We start from the raw sequence: 19,412 nt of genomic DNA, 5'->3' as shown, positions 1-19,412 counted from the left end.
CATCAATCATCAGCATCAAACTAATTATATAACCCTTTTACATCCTCAAACTTACCATGCGTATGCGTATTCAACCGCTGAAGAAAGTGGCCCTTGGCCTCCTCTTCGTCTCTGTGCTGGGCTGCAAAAGCACCTCGTCTTCCTCTACGTCTAATGGCGGCGCTCAAGACCAGAAAATTGCCGGCGAAATTCCTCCGGAAGCCTCCATTCCCTGTTTCCCCGGGGCCTATTACCGCAAGGTGGTGAGCAGCTATGACACCTGGACGGGCATTACGGGCGTAGTGGTCCTGGGACACCCCTCCACTGACCCCAATCGCCTGGACAGCCAGCGCAACAACCTGCCACTGGACAATTTCTCTATTTACATGGGCGGCAACGCCGGCGGGCATTATGAGGTGGATGCGGGCATGACCTGGACGTTCTCCGTAGACAAAGCCACCGGCAAAACCAGCGCCCAACGCATTGCCTGGCGGCCGTTCTGGCGCACTAAGGTTTGGAACAACCCGCCCAACGTAGAGCAGTACACCTGGCACCCGGGAGACACCATTCAAATGTCGGTGGTGATGGTGGCGCCCCAGAAACTGCGCATGGTCATTGCCGATGCCGGGAAACACCCCAAGAAACGCTTCGAGGTGGACTTTGACGCCGAAGGCTTCACCCCAGACGTGAAGCGCCAGTTCAAACGCGTGAACGCCATTGATCAGGTGCGCAACGAAGGCAAACCTGCGCAGGCCACCACGGCCAAGGTCATAGGTTCTGAATGGCTCTACACCACCCTGCACCGCGGTGATCTGCAAGTGTCCATGCCCCCCGCCCGCCTCACCGACATGCGCTGCCCAGATGCCCAATACATTGTGGTCACCAAGACGGCTAACATTCAAAAAGGTGGCGAGAGAATTGATATTGTAGGGAAGCAGTAAGCGTACTTCCTGTATCAGTAGAACAGCTTGGCCGGGGCTCCGGTCAAGCTGTTTTTTATAGGAACGGCGAGCTCCTGCCGAGGTGGTTTAGCCTGGTTTTCAGAAAAGGAGCCCCTAAACGCACGGCAGATGCGGTGCTGTTTTCCTGGGTGGGGAAAAATCTGTTCAAAAGAAAGAGGCCGCTCCCCAGATTTTTGCCTGGGAGCGGCCTCTTTCTTGTAAGCCTTCTTAAAAGGAAAATGATGTACTATGGAAGTACCGTAATCTCCAGTTCCTTCACCATGGATTTCTGCCCGTCTATAGTGCCGTTAGTGGCCACAAAAACAACTTTATACGTGCCTGGTTTGCTGTATAAATAAGCATGAGAAGATTTGCGTCTGGAGAACTCTTTGATGGCTACCCCCCGGTCTGGCGTGACTTTGTTGGGGTTGAACGGCTTGGAGATGGCCCATTCCTCTGAGGCGTCAAGGGTAGAGAACGGGTTGAAATACACCAAGGCAGAGGTATATATCCATTTACTGGTTGGGTTGGCGAAATCTACGCTCACCCAGTCGGTCGTGGCAAGCGTAGAAACTAAGGTAGAGTTGCCGTTGGGGAACGAATTGGTTACGTTGAACGCATAAAGTCTCCAGAGCCATTGTGATGTCTTGGTGGTGGTACTGGCCTTCCCAACATATTTGTAGGCAAAGTAGATGGGTTGGCCGTTCGCCAGCAAATCTGTGACATCAACTTTACCAGACATAGTCCTAACCCCAACGGCGCCTGGTGCTGCGGTGGCAAAGGTAAATCTATTGCTGATGTCTACCCAAGTGGCTTTGGTCACTTCCTCAGGAGTGTAAGTGCCACTGAAGTTGGTAGATGCCAGCAAGGAGATGTAATCTGTGTCTCTGCCATATAGGGTTTGCGTCTCAAACTCCAGTTCTAATTTGCCTCCGGTTAATTCTACCCTGTCACGGTTCTGGTATTCTTTCCCAATCTCTCCGGAGTAAAAGGTGAGAAAGTCTGGGTCACCGGTGAAGTTGAACCGAACGGAGTCGCCGAGCTTGTACTGGAGGCTGGTAGGCTTTACGTCAAAGGTGGGGGCTTCCACTTCCGTGTCCTGGCAGGAGTAGAAGCTGAGCGGAAGCAGCAGGTAAAAAAGATATTTGAATTTCATGTTACGGATGTTGCTTGAAGTGGAACGTCAGGAATCTGGCGGCGCTACCAGCCGCTGTTCTGCACAATGGCATTGTTGAGGGTGGTTTCTCCAGTAGGGATGGGCAGCAGCAGGTGCTTCTCGGTCACGTTGGTAGCCGCTCTTCCTGCGTAGACCAAGTTAGAGGGTGCCGAAACCGCTATCTGGCTAGACAAAGCGCGCATCACGTACAGGTACTCGCCCCAGCGGATGAGGTCAAACTTGCGGAGACCTTCAGAGAACAGTTCCTTGGCCCGCTCTTCCTGAATAATGGTGAGCAACTGGTCCTGGTCTACCCCCTCGGATACGTCATCGGGAGTGCCCGCTCCGGGGGTGTTGCGGTCTGGGGTCACGGCGTAGGCGCGGCGTATAACCTGGTTCACGGCATCCTTTGCCAGAGCGGTAGGGCCATTTACGGCGTTTTCAGCCTCCGCCAGCATCAGGAGCACATCGGCGTAGCGCAGGATGGGGAAGTTGGCCGGGGAACTGTTATTGTTCTTAGGCAAGGCCAACTGGTAGATGCGTCTCCACTTGCCGTTTTTACGGTTGTAGATCTGGTCTTTGCTGTAAGCCACGGTGTCTTTACCTGAGTAGTAGAACGGAGCAATGTTCCAGTCGCGGCGGGTGTCACGGGAATCTTCCACTATAATGGTGGCCGGCGTGACATTGGTCCTCACCACGGTCCGGGGGCCGCTAACGGGGTACAGATCATAGTGGCTTTTCAGAATCTGGATAATGCCGTAGCTGTAGCCAATCTCTGGGTCTCCGGTGTTAATACCTCCGGTAACGCCCAAAGAGCCTTCCTCATAACTCAGGCCGGGCCCGGCGCTGGCAAACTCGGCTTCCCACATAGACTCACGGTACTGGAGGTCATAGCGGTCCTGCATGTGGTTGATGAAGATTTGCTTATAGCTGGGGTTGAGGCTATGTAAACCAGACTCTTTTACTTTGGTAGCCCACTTGATCACCTCATTGTAGCGGCTTCGGTCATTGAGGGGAGCGCCGGCCATTTTAAGGTTCACCCGCGCAAGTATACCCTGTACCACAGTGTTGGTTACCCTGCCGGAGTGGTTGTACTTAAAGCTGACGGTAGTGCTATTAGGGCTTTTAGTGCCAGTGACATCTACCATGGCTTCTGCTTCCTCCATTTCCTTCACAATGAAGTCATAGATGGTTCTGGAAGCGGTTTTAGGCACGTTCACTTCCTTCACAGAGGCCGTAGCGTTCAAACGCAAGGGTACATCGCCCCAATTGGTTACCAGCAGAAAATAGTAGTACGCCCGCAGAAACTTCGCCTGCCCCAGCACCTTGGTTTTGGCGTCTTGGGGCATGTCTGCTTTGTCCAGGTTTTCCAGCAACATGTTGGCTCGGTTGATGCCGAGATACAGGGCTTCCCATAGGCCGGCTACTTTGGTGTCTGTGGCGTCATAGTTGTTTAAAGACATGTCCACAATGGCGTTGGAGCGGTTGTCAAAAAACTGGTCGGCTACGTCCAGTTCCCACCACAGGGTGCGGCCGTAGGTTTGGTTACGGCCCAGGATGTCATAGACCCCGGCCAGGGCGGCGTTCACCTCTTCCTCGTTGCGGTAGTAGTTGGCCGGTGTCACAAAATCATCTGGGGTGGTCTCCAGAAAATCCTGGCAGGAGGAGAAGCCCAGGGTTGCCAAAATAGTGGCGGTATAGAAAAATCTTTTCATGGCGATTCTCAGGAATGAATTAGAAAGTAACATCTACCCCAACGGTGGTGGTTCTGGCCCGTGGATAGGCAGAATAGTCAAAGCCTTCGGTCAAGGCACCCGGTCTCACTGATACTTCCGGGTCATAACTGCTGTAGTTTGACCAGGTGTGCAGGTTCTGGGCGGCCACATACAGGCGCAGGCTCTTGATCTTCACGCGGTCCAGCAGGTGCTGCGGAATTCTGTAGCCCAACTGTACCGTTTTAAGCCGTATAAAAGAGCCGTCTTCCACAATGCGGGAGGAGTAGGAACTGTACAACTGACCTTTCGCGCGCGGAATGTTAGAGGTGGGGTTCTCTTCAGACCAACGATCAGCGTAGGTGCCAAACTGGTTCACGTTATAGCGGTAGCCAGACTCCAGGAAGATTCTGTTGGCATTGATGATGTCATTGCCGTAAGACCACTGGAAGAACACACTCAGGTCAAAGCCTTTGTACGCGAAGTTGTTGGAGATGCCGCCAAAGTGTATCGGATTAGGATTCCCGATGATGGTCTTGTCGTATTCGTTGATAATACCATCTCCATTGATGTCACGGTACTTGATATCGCCGGGGCGGATGCTGGTTCTGGGGGTACCGTTGTCGGGCATCAGGTCTTTCAAGGTATACGCCCCGGAAGCGGTTACGTCAAAGTCCTCATAGGTGTACACGCCGTCCCAGATGAGGCCGTACATCTGCGCAATTGGTTTCCCTATCTTGGCAATGTAGGCGGGAATAGCGGTCCAGCCGTAGTCCCAGCCAATGGCGGTGAGCAGAGAGCTTTCGTTCTCGGCCAAGGCCAGCACTTTGTTACGGTTAAAGGAGATGTTGATGTCAGTGGTCCAGGTGAATTCCTTGCCTTGAATAGGGGCTAAGCCCAAAGCCATTTCCAGACCCTGGTTCTGCACTTTCCCTATGTTCTTGAAGCCTCTGCTGTACCCAGTGGAGAGGGGCAGGTTGGCGTTCAGGAGCAGGTCATCGGTGGTTTTGCGGTACACATCAGCGGTAAACGTAACCCGGTGGTTGAACAAGGCCAAGTCTATTCCAAAGTCTACCTGGCGGGTGCTTTCCCATTTCAGGTCAGCGTTGCCCAGATCTGTAGGATAAGCACCTTTAAATGGCTGGTTCCCGAAATAATAGCCCCCGTCTAAGGGCACGGTAATGCGTGGCATGTAGGAGTAATCGCCTACGCGGTTGTTGCCCGTGATTCCCCAGCTGGTTCTCAGTTTGGCGCTGTTCACGAAGGTGAGGTCTTTCATGAACTTCTCTTTGCCCAGTTGCCAGGCCAGTGAGCCGGAAGGGAAGTAGCTCCACTTATTGCCGGTAGCGAATTTGGAGGAACCGTCTGCCCGTACCGAAACCGTGAGCAGGTACTTGGATTTATAGTTGTAATTCACCCGGCTTAGGAAAGAAAGCAGCGCCCAGTCTGAAGAGGCAGCGCTCACGGTGCCTGGGGTTCCCTCATCTAAGCCACTCAGCCCTAAGGTCTCGTTGGGCAGTTGCAGCGCGGTGGCACCATAAGTGGAACCATCGGCCCCTTCGGCACTGAACACTCCTATTACGTTCAGGTTGTGGTGGGTGGCAATCTTCTTGTCAAACGTAAGCGTGTTAATACTCTGCCAACTGGTAGAGGCTATTTGGGTGAACCCGCCGTTCACTCTACTGTTGGTCTGGGCGCTTCTGGACTTGGAGCCGTTGAAGAACTCAGATTTGCGGTTGGTGCGGGTAACGCCTCCGGCTACGCGCAGCTTCAGGCTTTTCAGGATGCTGTACTCTGCAAACGCGTTCCCAATGAGGGTCTCAAAGTTATTTTTCCGAAGTTCATTCTGCACCGTGAGAATAGGGTTGAACCGGAATTCATTGTTGGTTTCAATCTCAGGGTCATCAGTTAGTTCTATCAGGTTGATGCCTTCAGAAGACACAGGCCTATACCCCCAAACGCTGTAGAGTAGGTTATTCTGGCCAGAACCCTGGGCGGCTGAGGGAGGAGTACCAAAGGATTTGTATTGGGAGTAAGAGGCATTCACGTTTACGCGCAGCCTCTCAGACACCTCCTGGGTAAGGGAGAACCTGGTTTGGAAGCGGTCAAAGCCGGAGTTGATGATCACGCCTTCCTGGTCAAAATACGAGGCAGACAGGTTATAGCGGGTTTTCTCACTGCCCCCGGAAAGTGAAAGCTGGTGGCTCTGCATTGGGGCGGTCTGCATGATGGCGTCTTCCCAGTCATAGCCTTGCACGTTGCGGTAGTCTTCCAGGGTTTTTCCTTTCTTCTCCAGGTACAGTTCAGCAGTTTTGATGGGGTCCAGTTCCTGCTGGAGTTTTACAAACTCGTATGGGGTCAGGACAGGCATACGTTTGTTGCTTTCCTGAACCCCGTAGTAGCCGTTATAGGTGATGGCGGGCGTACCGGTTTTACCTTTCTTAGTGGTGATGAGCACAACCCCATTAGCACCCCGAGCCCCATAGATGGCCGTGGCCGAGGCGTCTTTGAGAATGTCAATAGACTCAATCTCATTAGGGTTCAAGGCATTGATGCTGGGGTCTTCAATAGGGAAACCGTCTATCACGTAAAGCGGGGAGTTGCCTTGGGTAATGGAGTTTGCCCCCCTGATCACGATGTTGATGGGCGAGCCGGGCTGTCCTTCTGAGGAGGTGACCTGTACCCCCGCCACACGGCCGGCCAGTGCCTCGTCAAAAGACTTCACCGGGGCCTTGTACAGATCGGCCATGTTCACGGTACCAATGGAACCTGTCAGGTCGGCGCGGCGGGCCTCGCCGTAGCCAATGTTCACCACCTCAATCTCGCGCAAAGACTGCGCGTCGTCCTGCAGTTTTACATTGTACACCGTAGCCTGGGTAATAGGAATTTCCTGGGTGGTATAGCCTATGTAGGTGAACACCAGCGTGCCGCTCTGAGCCGGTACAGACAATGTGTAGACCCCGTTCTCATTGGTGGAGGTGGCTATAGTGGTGCCTTTCAGCACTACCGTAACTCCCGGGAGTGCCTCTCCGGTGGCCGAAGTGACCTTGCCGGTAATTTCAGTAGCGGCAGGAACCGGTAATGGCAACATACGAACCGCAATGGGCGGAGGGGAGGGGACAGGACTCTTAGCGGTAACGGCTTCTTTCCCGTGGGCCACGGAATATCCCAGAGTACAGAAAAGGAGCGTGAGTCTTAGTGAGTAAAGATTGTTTTTCATGCGCAACAAAGAACAAATGCCAAATGAGTCATACAGGTAAACAAGGAAGAAGGGCTCCGGGTCAGAAAGCTTCTCTACAGGAGTTACTGCCCCAGGGGAACACCTTATTTTGGGTTAAAACAATAGTTGCATCGTATGCGAAGCGGCTCTGGCAAGAAAGTGCGCCAGAACCGCAACGGCAGAAAAGCAGCAAAACAGGTGCTGCTTTTTCTGCCGGAGACCTTACCGGTCTGTTTCTTCCAATGGAAGATAATTGGGGGACTTTTTTAATAGAATGGTTAAATATAGGTAACTATATTATTAAAAAAAATTAAAATGTTAAATATGTTGTTAATTTTTGGCTTGTAAGATAATAGGTAAATACCTTTTTATTTAAATAGATAACTATGGCCGCTTTAAAACAAGAAGAAGAAGGACTGTGTCTACAGAAATGGTAAGAAGTTATGAATGAGAAAATGAGAGAGATGCCCAAGAGGAGAGAAAAAGCAAAGGCGGCGTGCAAGCTCCTCTTGTGGTCGTTTAGGGGCTCTTTTTGAAAAAACGGCCGCTAAACGCGCGCGCTCTGCGCCAGACCCCGTACCTTGCTTCTATGAAATCTCTTGCCATCTTTAACTGGAGCGGCGGCAAAGACTCCGCCTTGGCCTTATACAGGGTCCAGCAGCAACCCCAATTTCAGCTTCATGCCCTTTTCACCACGGTAAGCCAAATCCACCAGCGGGTAACCATGCACGGCGTACGGGAGGAACTCATGCAGGCCCAGGCCCAGGCATTGGATTTACCGTGGCAGCCGCTGTATTTACCGGAGAATACCACCATGTCGCAGTACAACCAAGCCATGGCACAGGCGTGGACGGGCTTCAAGGCCGCCGGGGTAACGCATGGAATTTTCGGGGATCTGTATCTGGAGGATTTGCGGGAGTACCGGGAAACGCAACTCAGGAGCGTAGGCATCCAAGCCCATTTTCCGCTTTGGGGCGAACGTCCGGTTGCATTGCTTGAGGAATTCTGGCAAGCGGGTTTTAAGGCCAAGGTGGTGTGCGTAAACGGAAAGCATTTGGATGCCTCCTTTGCCGGGCGGGAACTGGACGAAGCCTTTGTGCGGGATCTGCCCGCCATGGTTGACCCCTGCGGCGAAAACGGCGAATACCACTCCTTCGTCTATGACGGCCCCAACTTCCGGCAGCCGGTGCCGGTGCAAATTGGCGAAGTGGTGTTTAGAAGTTACGCGCCCGCTACCCCAAACCAACAGGATACTTGCTTTCAGGCAGACACCCCCGCCTATGACACCGGCTTCTGGTTCTGTGACCTGTTACTATCTACCGGCAAAGAGCAAGGGTAATAAGCGAATCTACGTTTTGGGCCTGTTTCCGGAAAAACGGCCGCTAAACGCAAAGTTCAGTTTACCGGTAGCCAATTCATTTCCGTTTAGGGGCTGTTTTTCTGAAATCAGCCTGAAAATGCGTAGTTTCCTAACATTAATCCAGAGGCTGTATGCTGTACTTTCTGCTCAAATCACTTTTCCAGATTGCGTTGCGCGTGTTCTTCCGGCGGTTCACGGTCAATAACCGGCACCTGCTCTTCTCTGAGGGACCGCTCATTGTGGTGTCTAACCACCCCAACACGCTCATGGACCCCGTGGTCACGGCCTCGCTCATGAAGCAGAACATCTACTTCCTGGCCAAAAGCAGTTTCTTCAAACCGGGCATTCAGGGCTGGCTCTTCCACAAGCTGTTCATGATTCCGGTGTACCGCCGCGAAGACGTAGGCGATGCCGGCTCGGCGCAGAACGACGCCACCTTTGCCAAATGCTATGAGTTTTTGGGGAAAGGCGGCACGCTCATGGTGTTCCCGGAGGGCAACAGTTTCATGCAGCGCCGCCTGCGGCCTCTGAAAACCGGAACCGCCCGCATTGGCCTGGGGGCTGAGGCTCAGCATGGATTCAACCTGGGTTTGCGCATTGTTCCGGTGGGCGTGAACTACTCAGACCCCTCACGGTTCAGGAGCGATGTCTTTGTGAACGTAGGTGAGCCCATCTACGTCAAAGATTTTGAGGCTGCTTACGCCCAGGACCCTTTCCAGGCCGCCCATGCGCTCACAGACCATCTCAAGGAACGGCTGGAGGCCCTAGTCATCCACACTGAGACCGACGAGGAAGACGCGCTGGCCCGGCAGGTGGAAGCCGTGTACCAAGACATACTGGTGGAAGAACTTGACCTGGACAAATCAGAGACCAAAGAGCGCTTTCTCATCACCAAAGGCATCTTGCAGAGCATCAAATATTTTGAGGCGCGGGAGCCGGAGCGGGTACACCATCTTCGGGCGCAGCTCCAGGATTTTCTGCAGCATCTGGAGAGCGTGGGGCTGGTACCCGAGGCCCTGAAAGGCATTCCCCGTCGGCGCGATGTGGCCTGGGGTACGGTGCAGACCATTCTCTATCTGGCGCTGGGGTTCCCGTTTTACCTCTTTGGGGTAGTCCATAATTACCTGCCGTATTATCTGCCTGCCAAGATAGCCCGCTCGCTCACCAAAGACATAGAGTTCCACGCGCCCATGATGATGACCATTGGCATGTTCACGTTCCCTATTTGCTATGCGCTCATAGGTTGGGCGGTGCATGCCTGGCTGGGGCTGTCCGGTTGGGCGCTGGTAGGGTATCTGGTGGCGCTGCCCGTGACTGGCTTCTTCGTGCTGCACTACTGGCACCGCATTGCAGTGGCCCGCCGGCATTGGATTTTCTTCTCGCTGTTTTACCGCCGGTCTACCGTGTTACAGAGCCTGTTGACCCAAAGAGCTAACCTCATGCAAGCACTGGAACAAGCCCGCGACGAGTTCATGGCCTCTCCGCCGGAAAGCAATTCCAAGACTGAAGTGGCCTAAAATCTTCTGGTTACCGCGGTGGAGAAAAGGTCGCTGGTCACGGCCGCCGTTTGCAACTACAACCGAGGTTCACTTTCAGGGTACTAAAATTTTAGCGGCTGCCTTAATTTGGAACGGTATCTGCATAGGGGCTTTTAACGCGAAAGCGGCAACAAAAACTCTAAAGAAATCCCGTATGAAAATGAAATTGAACGCAGTTGGTGCTTGGTTGGTGGCGGGTATTACGTTGGTGTCGGGTGCCCCGGCGCAAGCACAGCATAAAACGATTGCCTTGAGTAAAACGCCGGTGGCCACCGAGGCCGCCATTGGCAACGGAACGGTGCCGGTACGCCGGGAAACGCTCTCGGGCATTGACCTCTTCCCCGAGAAGAAGAACGCAGATATCTTCCTTCTTTCTTTCCAGCAAGACATGACGGAAGACGGCGTGCTGGAGTTTACCAATGCCTCCGGAAAAGTACTGTACACCAAACCCGTTCCGGCCGGTGACCATACCCTGGCCCCGCCCGTGAACATAGGGAAACTGAAATCTGGGATCTATCTGGTGGAAGTGAAAACCCCTACCACGGTGTATTGGAAGAAAGTTCGGATTAGGATGAGATAAAATTAAGCTTTAATGGAAACGGGCTGCGGGAAGACAAAACCGCAGCCCGTTTCTTTATAAGTCCTGGTCACGAAACTTACCGCTCATCTGTCTGCACCCACCCCTGCCCCTCCCACAAGGAGACTTTCTTATATTAGTTTAGCTTATACTAATTTAGCAGGTGATTCCCCTCTTGGGAGGGGCAGGGGTGGGTTACAAAGTCCTATCAGAAAATATACGGTTACCAGGTAAAGGTAAGGGTGATCAGCTCAGAGGAACCGTCGTCATTGTCGGCAACGGCGACGGCTTGCAGTTCATGGCGGTCTTCCTCCATGATGCACACCGACTCAATCTTGCCTTTATAGGCGCTGCCGTCCTGCTCTTTGATGGGTACCACTACCTCGGGTTTCAAGGCTTGGGGAGACGGGTCTGGATGTGTTTTGAGCCAGCCAATCATGCTGCCGTACACCTCACCGTCTAGCACCGCGTTGGGGGTTTCCTCCGCCGAGGCAGTGAACAGCATGCGTCCGCCCAAGGCCGGGGCCAAGCCCGAGAAACCCGTCTGGATGTTGGCCAGCTGGGGCAGCGCCCAGGCCTGTACCGCCGAAGGTTTGGGAGCCGGTTCGTGTTTCAGGAGGAAGGGTGTGAGCTCAGAGAGGGTATAGGTGATCAGGACGTTGTGCCCGCCGGGCGAAAAACGCTGCAGCAGGTACAGGTACTCCTCATCGGCCGATAGGCCCTCTATATTAAGGGAGGCCTGGCCCGTTATGGCTTTGTTCTGGCGCAATTGGTCATAGAGGCCTTGGAGCGGAATAGCCTGTGGTTGGCCCACCCCATCTCTGGTCACCGCCAGCAGGTAAGCTGTGTTGCGGGCGGGGGTGGAACCGGAACCCGTCACCAGCAGGTACGGCTGTCCGCTCAAAGTAACCATGGTAATGGCTTCCAGGTCTGGTTTCACCGGTTTGGGAATGCGCCCGTTCTGTACTTTGCCAGTATCTAGCAGCGCCACTTTCTGCACTACCTCAAACGCGGCGTTCAGCCGGAACAGGTACGGCGAATCATCCCCGATGACATAGTAGAAATCGCCCACGCGCTCAATACCGGAGGCCGAGGGAACTCCTTCCAGAACCATTTTTTTGGTGACAACCGCCGCGGGCTGCTCCTTGGCAGTCTCCGTGCCCGATTGGCAACCCGTGGAAAAATACGCCATAGACACAAGGGTGCAGGAACAGAAAAAACGTACTAAAACTTTCATAGGGGGAAGTAGCTGCGCCGGTAAGTCCGCTGCCATAGCAGGGCTTTACCGACGGATGATCGTTTTATTTCCTATAGGTACGTAGATTACGCTATTTTCTTTCACTTTTTCTACTCAACAGGATAGTTCTGTGCCGATTTCAGAAAAAGAGGCCCTAAACGCATCACACCAACGCCAGTTCCTGCAACACCTGACGCGCCCTAAGGCAGCTGGCCTCTTTGTCTTTTATTTCCAGCATGATGTCTACGTCCAGCCCATGGAGATGGGTAAGAAACTCTCTAAATAGGTCTATATCCATGCTGGTGATGTGCTTGCCTTTGCGCTCGCCGGGAGATTGGGAACTGTAGTCCATCATGAGCACGCCGTCTGTTTCAGGGTGCCAGGTGCCGGCGGCCAGTTGCAGGGCCTCGGCCATAGGCTCCCCGTGGTTGAGGCACTCGTGGTGGAAGTTGTCAAAGAGGATGGGAATACCCGTTTCGCCGTGCAGTTCAAGGCAGTCTCTGAGGCTGTACAGACGGTCATCATTCTCCACCACCAGGCGGGCTTTCACCTCTTGGGGCAGCAGGGTATGATACGTCTGGATAAAGCGTAGGAGGGCTGCGGGTTTGTCGCCGTACACGCCGCCCGCGTGGATCTGCAATTTGGCCGTGGAGTCCAGCCCCATCAGGTCCATGACGCTGCCTTGGTAAATCAGCTCCGCGATGCTGTTGCGCACAATGCGTTCGTCTGGCGAGTTGAGCACCACAAATTGGTCTGGGTGCATGGAGATGCGCATGTTATGTTTCTTGATGAAATCGCCCAGGCGCTTGAACGTCATCTGGAAGTGCTGCTGCCAATTGTAGGTGCAGACGTCATGCGAGGCAAACGGCACCAACCCAGAGCTCATTCTAAAGAACAGGAAGCCGTGCTCCAGGTTGTACTCCAGAATGCGGCGCAGGCAAGCCAGGTTTTTCTCCACGGTCTGCACCAGCCGCTCCTCACTGTAAGAGGCCAGCCGGAACGTGCCAGACGAGCTGCAGTCCATTGATTCATTCACGCAGGGATATCCTATTTTCATTGTTTACAGGGTTTGGGGCTATGAACCGTTGCCTGGGGCAGATGTTTAAACTTTTGTAAACGGAAGGCGGCTGGGAGTGTTGGGCGGGAGGTGGTAGTTAGAAAAGGAAATACGTTTTTGGGGTGTTTTCAGAAAAACAGGCCAAAAACGGTTTGTCCGGAAAAACCTTGGTGGTTCTGGTGGTTTCCATTTTATGCGGCTAACGCAGTAGGACAACCGCCAGGTATTGCCCCTGCTTGTCTCTTTTCAAGTACATTTCCCAACTGCAAGACTCAGTACTCAAAACTCAGGACTTGTTTCCGTTTTTGGCCTGTTTTCAGAAAAACAGGCCAAAAACGGAAACAGCTATTATTTCACCTCCACCGTTTTCAGCTTTTCCCGCCCGAAGAACGTGGGGAAATACATCAATTCGGCCTTGGCAGGATTCAAGGTGTAGGTGCCTTTATAGCGGGGCAACAGTTTGATGGTGAAGGTGTAACGGCCAGAGGTAAGGTAGTTGGAGAAGATGGAAACCTTGTGCCGAAAGTACTCGCGGTGCGCCTCATTGGAACCCCAGCTGGACTTGGTGTCATAGGAGCAACCGGCGGGTATGGGCACTTCTACCATCACGTAAGACGCGTTGTTTTTCACATATACTTCCACCTCCAGTTCAATGGGTTTCCCGGCGGCCAGCGTGGCTTGGGTGGAGCCGGTGCCGGCGAATCTGGTTTTTACTATAAAGTCTTTCTCTACCCGCTCCGGCTGGGTGACCCATTCATTCTGATAGGCGGTGAGGTACAACGCCATGGCGCCTTCTTTCTGAATAGTGAGCGGTTGGGTTGGCGTAAAAGTGGTGTCTGCCGGGAATTTCTTCAGCGTAGTGTTCACCCCGCCCGAGAGTGTCAATTGGTTTTCAGGCGTCTGGCCTTTCTCTTTTATCAAATCTGGCAACAGCGTCTCCAGAATCCTGGCAGATTCATAGGTGTTGCGCCAGTGGCCGGTGCGGCGTTCATTGAGCAAAAATGCCTGAATCCTGAGCAAATCCCGCTGGTGGCCTCCGGCCGCTTTCAGAATCTCATAGGCCAGCAATGTGTTGGAGATGTGGCTGTCAAATAGGCTGCTGCGCTCGCGGCCCCAGTACATGCCGCCCAGCGCGGTGGTTTGCCGGTAGTGGTTCAACGTATCCAGCGGGGCTTTCATCTGGAGTTTCTGCCGGAGCCGGGTCAGCCTGAATTGGTCTTCCAGAGGCAGGTTTTTCTGTTTTTCCAACTGCGGAATGTAGGCGGCGAAGTCAACCTTGCCGTCTAGCTGTTGCAGTAGCTCCAGGCCTCTGATTTTATCCTGACCGTCTTTTTTCTCCAGTTGGTAGGTGAGGTAGTCAATGAGGGGTTGTTTCTTGAAGTTGGTGGAATATCCTTCAGTTTGGGCCATGACCAGTGCCTCGGTGACGTGGTGGCTAATCCAGAGGTAGGCGGGGCCGTTTTCCCACCAGCTCCAGGTGCCGTCCTGTTTCTGGGTTTTCTCCAGGTGCCTGATGAGGCGGCGCACCATGCGGTCGTGTTCAAACGCTTCGCCCAGCGCGGCTTGTATGCGTTTCTCCCAGAGCAACCCTTTGAGTTTAGAAGCGGCCTGCTCGTTGCACCAGTACTCATATTGGTGCAGGTACTTGATTTCATCTAGCATGACCTGCAACAGGTTGCTTTGGGCGTAGAAATGCACGGGGCCTTTGGCGGGGTCAAACGTGAGGGTGAGTGTGGTGTCTATGGGCAGGGACAGGAAAACGCCTCTTCGCTCTAAAACGCCTTTTTTGTACACGCCTATGTGCCGTCGCTCGCCGTCTGAGAAGCCGTTGCCCTGTTGCAGGGAGTACAACAATTCCACAGAGTCTGGGGCTACGGCGGGTGCTTGCACCATAAAGGTGTCGGTGGCTACGCGGCCCAGTTTCAACTGCTTTTCCCGGAGTAACTTGCCATTCAACTCAAATCTGGTGTTGACGGCGGCAGTATCTGGTAAATAATTCACGGCTTTGCCGATGATTTGGGTTTTATCTCCTTCAATCAGAAACCTAGGGCCGCTGAGCGTGGCCATCATGGCTTTGAAAGAGAGAATCTCCGTAGAAGTTTGGCCGCTGCGTTTGTGGCCGTCCATGGCCAGTACGTGGGTTTTCCAACTGGTCACATCACCGGGGAACGTGACCGGAAAAGTGACTTTCCCTGACTTGTCCGTGACTAGGCGCGGCTGCCAGAAAGCGTAATCTGAGAAGTAGCTTCTGATGGAAGCACCGGCCCCGGCTCCCTCGGGTAACTCCTGGTCAAGACCGGGCACACCGGCTTTGTTGGCCAATATGCGTCCTTTTTTAGTGGTAATGACAATAACCCCATTCGCTCCCCTGGAGCCGTAAATGGCCGTGGCGGCGGCATCTTTCAGAACAGAGGAACTGGCAATGCTTTGCGGGTCAAGGTCTGCCACATTTCCGCTGTACGGAAGGCCATCTAAAATGATGAGCGGCTGGGCGTTACCCTGAGAAGAAACTCCTCTGATACGTATTGACATTCCGCCGCCGGGCTGGCCATTAGAGGCTTGTACACCCGCTGCTTTGCCCTGTAAGGCTCCCTCTATGCCATATGCTGTCACCACTACTTCTTGTAATTGTTTGGCATCACCCTGCATTTTAACATCAATCCTACTGCTGTTCCTAACAGGCACTTCCTGATTTACATAGCCAATAAAGGAGAAAACCAGCACCCCGTTGCCCGGAGCTTGAATGGTGTATCTTCCGTCTATATCTGTTACAGTTGCTATTGTAGTTCCTTTAACTATGATAGATACACCCGGCATTCCCTCCCCAGTATCAGGGTCTATAATTTGGCCTCTTACTTCGCTGGAATAGCCTAAAGAACCGCCGTACACCACAGATGAAGTTGAAGTGTTGGCAGGGGCAGGCGTTAAGAGCGGTACGGTAACGGAGGCCGTGCGTTTAGCGGCTTCTACGCTGTTCTGCAGGTACGTTTCCAGCGCCTTGGTTTCTGCCGTTGGAGCTTTTACTTGAGATAGATTGAAGTGTAAACGCAGTTCCCCGTTGGGTTTTACCGTAACCAATGTACTGATGTGCCGGTGGTCTGGAAATACAAGTACCAGTTTGTATTGCTTTGGGTAAATCTGGTTCAAGTGCCGGGTGCTGCCCCCATACATGGCTATCTGATGGTTGGCGGCGTTGGGTTCATAAAAGAAAACGAATTTGGGGCTTTCCTGGAAGGTAGAATCCAGCTGCCAATGCAGGCGGCCATTGCCGGCCTCGGTGCGGTACTCGGGGCGTTCCAGAATTTTAGAGAGCCAGTAGTTGTATTGGGAGGTTTCCCATTGGGCCCTTAGACCTTCTTCTGTATAAGCGGTTTCTGCCAAAGTGCCAGAAGGAATTTGGTGTGTTTTGTTTCTGGGCGATAAGTGTACTTTCCCGGGGAACGTCTGTTTTTCGCGCATTTTTAGTAAACCAGGCTCAAAACGGTGAACATAGTTGGCTTCTGGCGTGAAAGCTGTTACAAAATTCCCCATGGAATAAAACTCCATGACCCTTGGTCTAAACGGACCTGCTAAGACCACGCGGTCCCAATTTGTACTACGGGTAGTGTACGAGCGGTTGGAGCCGTTGGGCAGATATTGTACCTGTTGGCCTTGTTTTAGATACGTGAGCCCATTGCCGAAATTCTGTTCCACAGGGACCAGGTATGGGGCAAGGGCACCTTGCTCCGTTTTAGAAAGGAACCCCTTTTCGGCTTTGCCGAATAAGAGGGACTTCTTGTTCTGGTCAATGCTCAGCACCAGTTTCTGTCCGTGTTTAAGGTACACGCTATCCAGGTGAATCTCATGGTGGGCGGTGCGCAGTTTGATGAAATGGTAGCCGCTGTCGGCGGGGAAGGAGTACGGGGGAACCACGTCTGTGCCCGAGAAATAAACAGGTACCTGGTCTAGATACACCACATGCACCGGAACCACCCGTCCGGAATCTACCACGAAGGGGGCAAACTGGGTTAGGCTGTCTTTGGTGAGGGCGTAGTGGGTGTAGAGTCCTGTCTGTGGGTAAAGCAATTGGTAGTACGCTAAGCTATCCAGCCCCATGCTTCGGCGCCAATGCTCCCAGTCCATCAGCTGGAAACCCTTCTCTGGCACATCTTTCAGTTTGAAGGTGCGGCGGTCTTTTCTGCTTTTATATTTGGTGAATGTGGGAAGGTCTGGTGGTGAGGCATCTTTGAACTTAGACGTAAGCGCGTAGGATGTGAGGTCAACGTTAGGTACGGGTTTACCTTTGGCATTGGTCACCTGCACCGTGAAACTGGTTTTCTGCCCCGGGTACACCGTGGTGGGCCCTTGTACGGCTATGTCTAAATTGTTCTTCCGGAAGGGGGCATTGTATTCCTCGCTATAGATTTTCCCGGCCCAGAGGTACTGCACAGATACGTAATACGGCTCCTGGTTGCTAGCCTTTCGGTTGTACTGCCACAGTGAAGTGGTATCCTGGCCACGGTCCACCAAGTGGTTGTTCTTATAGACAAAGTACCAAAACGGCACGCGCCTGGGGTTCTGAATGGTGAGGAAGAGCGAGTCTGCGGTACGGTCTGAGTAGAATTGCAGGTTGGCTGGTTCGTCTTGCAGGCGGAGGGTACTCTGTAGTTTGCCCGCATTGATTCTGTATTCTCGGGCATGGGGCTGCAAGGGAAGCAAGGCGGGCAGTTGTACTTGCAGCGTCTGGAGGAGTTCCCCGTCTCCATCTATCATTACTACTTCGGCCTGTTTGGGCAGAGAGGAGGTGCCTTCCAAATAGTCGGCTTTGAGGCTGTCATTAAGGAGGCGCATTTCCAGGCGGCCCTCTTCAAAGGAATACCGCGCCCGTATGGTCTGTTGGGCCCGCTCGTTATTGGAGGTCAGAAAGACGGCGGAAATCTGGTAATCAAGCTTCGCTTTGGGGAAAATGGAGTCAGGGATTTGAATGGTGGTCTCTCCGGAGCTTTCAAGCGGTTGCTGGTGCACCCAAAGCGTGTCTGGGATAAACTGTACCGGGGCGGCGGTCTGCCTAATTTGCGTGGTCAGGACAGTTAATTCTACCCGCGCATCGGTTAAGGTAAGGCCGTTGGCGTCTGCCCCGCGCAGCATGAGGCGGTTGGTGGTGCCGGCAAAATGCTCCAGCTTTTCCAGTCTGGCGGTGTAGGTATTTTCCTTCAGTTCATAGTCTTCATACTTGAACTGGGCCCGTGCCACATTGTCATCGTCCCATCTTTTCTCTTTGATTAAATTGAGATAAACATAGGTGTCTAGCCTGAGCCGGAGGGAATCATGCAGTACAAACGAGCCTTCATACGCCCCTGGGCGGAAGGGGGCAAGCTCACCGAGTTTTTTGGGTTTCCCGCTCCCGTTAATCTCCGCCCGAAGTGTTTTCTTATAAGGGTTCCCGTTTTTCTTCACCAGAAACGCCTTGTACCGCACCGTGTCGCCGGGCATGTACTTGGGCTTGTTCAACACCAGATAGCCGTTGGGCCAATCACTCTCGCGGTAGCCGAAGTCATCAAAAAGATGAATGGCTTTGTAAACGAAACCGGTAGGGCGCAAATGGATTAAAGTAGAGGCGATATCCCGGAAAGGGCTCCAGAGATAGTAAACAGGTTTGCGGTAGATGATTTTCCGCCACAGCGGAGTATTCCATTGGCGGCGGTTCTGCTCTACCGGCACGTAAAAGGTAAAGCCCTCATGGGTCACTGAAAGTAACCCGCTCTTTTTGCTGTTGGCCAACCGGTAGGTTTGGGAAACTTTGTCAAACGGTACTTTTTTGTTTTTGAGCGTTAGTTGCGCGTTTGGAAGAATGGAGCCTAAAGAATCATACAGTACGGCGGCAAAGTCTACGTGATTATTGAGGAGTTGAAGCTGCGCATTGATGCTACACTGTAGCGTATATTCTAAATCCGGCCCGGAGGTGAGCGTGTACAGGTAGTGCCCCTGTGGCAACTGCTTTTGGTAAGGCAAATTAGTAGGAAAGGAGTCTACCCGCGTATGGAAAAAGCTTTGCCTGGCGGCATCCATGCCCTTTTCAAACAACACCTTGGCTTCTGCGTCTGTGATTTTGTAGATGTAGGTGAAATAGCTGGTGGTGCGGCTGTTGGCTAGATTCTGCTGGGCGCGGGCGGTAGAGCAAAGCAACAACAGGGCGGCTAACAGCGGAAGTAAACCGGATAGCAGGGAGGAGAGCAGAGACATAGCCAGGGTGCTTTTTGTTTTAAGATAAGTATTTCAGGGAAATATCTCACGGCAACTATGTTTACTTTCTCCCCGTTTTTGGCCTGTTTTTCTGAAAACAGGCCAAAAACAGAAATGGGAACGCAAAACTTCCTATTACCGCAAAGTAACAGTGTGATCTGTTGCCCAGCGGCTCTGGCATGGAATGAAGAGGCTGCAGAAAAGAGATTCGTCTGATCTAAATGCTGTATTCTTCTTCAGGATTGACTACTTCTACAAGACTTCTGCTATATTAGGTATTGATTGGATAATCTGCTGCAGTATATATAATTGCTTCTCTTCTTTTGGTAAAGGCCATAATAGAGCATCAGCTACAATTACTGCCTCAGAAGTGAGAAGAAGAGAATCAAGCAGAGCTTAACACCAGGCACAAC

Annotated in this window: 11 protein-coding genes; 5 read left to right on the top strand and 6 right to left on the bottom strand. The window is 52.8% G+C overall.

From position 1 onward, the window contains the following. The first annotated feature begins 62 nt into the window (after positions 1-62). Positions 63-920: a hypothetical protein gene (locus tag EFA69_RS10365; protein ID WP_123133007.1), complete on the top strand. Its 858-nt coding sequence runs from the start codon at positions 63-65 to the stop codon at positions 918-920. A 247-nt stretch (positions 921-1,167) separates the two neighbouring features. Here EFA69_RS10365 and EFA69_RS10360 read toward each other — a convergent pair whose 3' ends face one another. The 3 genes from EFA69_RS10360 to EFA69_RS10350 are packed head-to-tail and all read right to left on the bottom strand — an operon-like array spanning position 1,168 to position 7,008. Next, a complete protein-coding gene (locus EFA69_RS10360) occupies positions 1,168-2,076 on the bottom strand; it encodes a DUF5017 domain-containing protein (protein WP_123133006.1) in 909 nt (302 codons plus the stop codon). Positions 2,077-2,120: 44 nt separating this feature from the next. After that, positions 2,121-3,791, bottom strand: a complete 1,671-nt coding sequence (locus EFA69_RS10355; protein ID WP_183906743.1) for a RagB/SusD family nutrient uptake outer membrane protein — start codon at positions 3,789-3,791, stop codon at positions 2,121-2,123. A gap of 19 nt (positions 3,792-3,810) precedes the next feature. Beyond that, positions 3,811-7,008, bottom strand: coding sequence for a SusC/RagA family TonB-linked outer membrane protein (locus tag EFA69_RS10350; protein ID WP_221175708.1), 3,198 nt, complete (start codon positions 7,006-7,008; stop codon positions 3,811-3,813). A 23-nt stretch (positions 7,009-7,031) separates the two neighbouring features. Between EFA69_RS10350 and EFA69_RS10345 the strand changes: the two genes are divergently transcribed. The 4 genes from EFA69_RS10345 to EFA69_RS10330 all read left to right on the top strand — a co-directional run bounded on the left by EFA69_RS10345 (position 7,032) and on the right by EFA69_RS10330 (position 10,486). Beyond that, a complete protein-coding gene (locus EFA69_RS10345; RefSeq protein ID WP_123133003.1) occupies positions 7,032-7,322 on the top strand; it encodes a hypothetical protein in 291 nt (96 codons plus the stop codon). A gap of 275 nt (positions 7,323-7,597) precedes the next feature. After that, positions 7,598-8,347: an adenine nucleotide alpha hydrolase gene (locus EFA69_RS10340; protein ID WP_123133453.1), complete on the top strand. Its 750-nt coding sequence runs from the start codon at positions 7,598-7,600 to the stop codon at positions 8,345-8,347. A gap of 152 nt (positions 8,348-8,499) precedes the next feature. Continuing rightward, positions 8,500-9,885, top strand: coding sequence for a lysophospholipid acyltransferase family protein (locus EFA69_RS10335; RefSeq protein ID WP_123133002.1), 1,386 nt, complete (start codon positions 8,500-8,502; stop codon positions 9,883-9,885). A gap of 175 nt (positions 9,886-10,060) precedes the next feature. Continuing rightward, positions 10,061-10,486, top strand: a complete 426-nt coding sequence (locus EFA69_RS10330) for a T9SS type A sorting domain-containing protein (protein ID WP_123133001.1) — start codon at positions 10,061-10,063, stop codon at positions 10,484-10,486. A gap of 220 nt (positions 10,487-10,706) precedes the next feature. On the opposite strand, the gene EFA69_RS10325 is transcribed toward EFA69_RS10330, so the two are convergent. The 3 genes from EFA69_RS10325 to EFA69_RS10315 form a co-directional block, all read right to left on the bottom strand. Beyond that, positions 10,707-11,675 (bottom strand): DUF6929 family protein, encoded by a 969-nt coding sequence (locus EFA69_RS10325; RefSeq protein ID WP_148041326.1) that lies wholly within the window; start codon positions 11,673-11,675, stop codon positions 10,707-10,709. 208 nt (positions 11,676-11,883) lie between these two features. Then, a complete protein-coding gene (gene uvsE, locus EFA69_RS10320) occupies positions 11,884-12,777 on the bottom strand; it encodes a UV DNA damage repair endonuclease UvsE (RefSeq protein WP_123132999.1) in 894 nt (297 codons plus the stop codon). 348 nt (positions 12,778-13,125) lie between these two features. Then, positions 13,126-18,999: a carboxypeptidase-like regulatory domain-containing protein gene (locus EFA69_RS10315; RefSeq protein ID WP_123132998.1), complete on the bottom strand. Its 5,874-nt coding sequence runs from the start codon at positions 18,997-18,999 to the stop codon at positions 13,126-13,128. Positions 19,000-19,412: the final 413 nt, after the last annotated feature.

It is taken from the genome of Rufibacter immobilis, assembly GCF_003721565.1.
Classification (GTDB): Bacteria; Bacteroidota; Bacteroidia; order Cytophagales; family Hymenobacteraceae; genus Nibribacter; species Nibribacter immobilis.
Note: the sequence above shows the minus strand (reverse complement) of the source record. Positions and strands in the feature narration are given on the sequence as shown.

What these genes read in the sequence shown, in the direction of transcription:
- EFA69_RS10365 (WP_123133007.1), top strand. Translation starts at nt 63, where the DNA reads ATGCGTATTCAACCGCTGAAGAAAGTGGCCCTTGGCCTCCTCTTCGTC.
- EFA69_RS10360 (WP_123133006.1), bottom strand. Translation starts at nt 2,076, where the DNA reads ATGAAATTCAAATATCTTTTTTACCTGCTGCTTCCGCTCAGCTTCTAC.
- EFA69_RS10355 (WP_183906743.1), bottom strand. Translation starts at nt 3,791, where the DNA reads ATGAAAAGATTTTTCTATACCGCCACTATTTTGGCAACCCTGGGCTTC.
- EFA69_RS10350 (WP_221175708.1), bottom strand. Translation starts at nt 7,008, where the DNA reads ATGAAAAACAATCTTTACTCACTAAGACTCACGCTCCTTTTCTGTACT.
- EFA69_RS10345 (WP_123133003.1), top strand. Translation starts at nt 7,032, where the DNA reads ATGAGTCATACAGGTAAACAAGGAAGAAGGGCTCCGGGTCAGAAAGCT.
- EFA69_RS10340 (WP_123133453.1), top strand. Translation starts at nt 7,598, where the DNA reads ATGAAATCTCTTGCCATCTTTAACTGGAGCGGCGGCAAAGACTCCGCC.
- EFA69_RS10335 (WP_123133002.1), top strand. Translation starts at nt 8,500, where the DNA reads ATGCTGTACTTTCTGCTCAAATCACTTTTCCAGATTGCGTTGCGCGTG.
- EFA69_RS10330 (WP_123133001.1), top strand. Translation starts at nt 10,061, where the DNA reads ATGAAAATGAAATTGAACGCAGTTGGTGCTTGGTTGGTGGCGGGTATT.
- EFA69_RS10325 (WP_148041326.1), bottom strand. Translation starts at nt 11,675, where the DNA reads ATGGCGTATTTTTCCACGGGTTGCCAATCGGGCACGGAGACTGCCAAG.
- uvsE (WP_123132999.1), bottom strand. Translation starts at nt 12,777, where the DNA reads ATGAAAATAGGATATCCCTGCGTGAATGAATCAATGGACTGCAGCTCG.
- EFA69_RS10315 (WP_123132998.1), bottom strand. Translation starts at nt 18,999, where the DNA reads ATGTCTCTGCTCTCCTCCCTGCTATCCGGTTTACTTCCGCTGTTAGCC.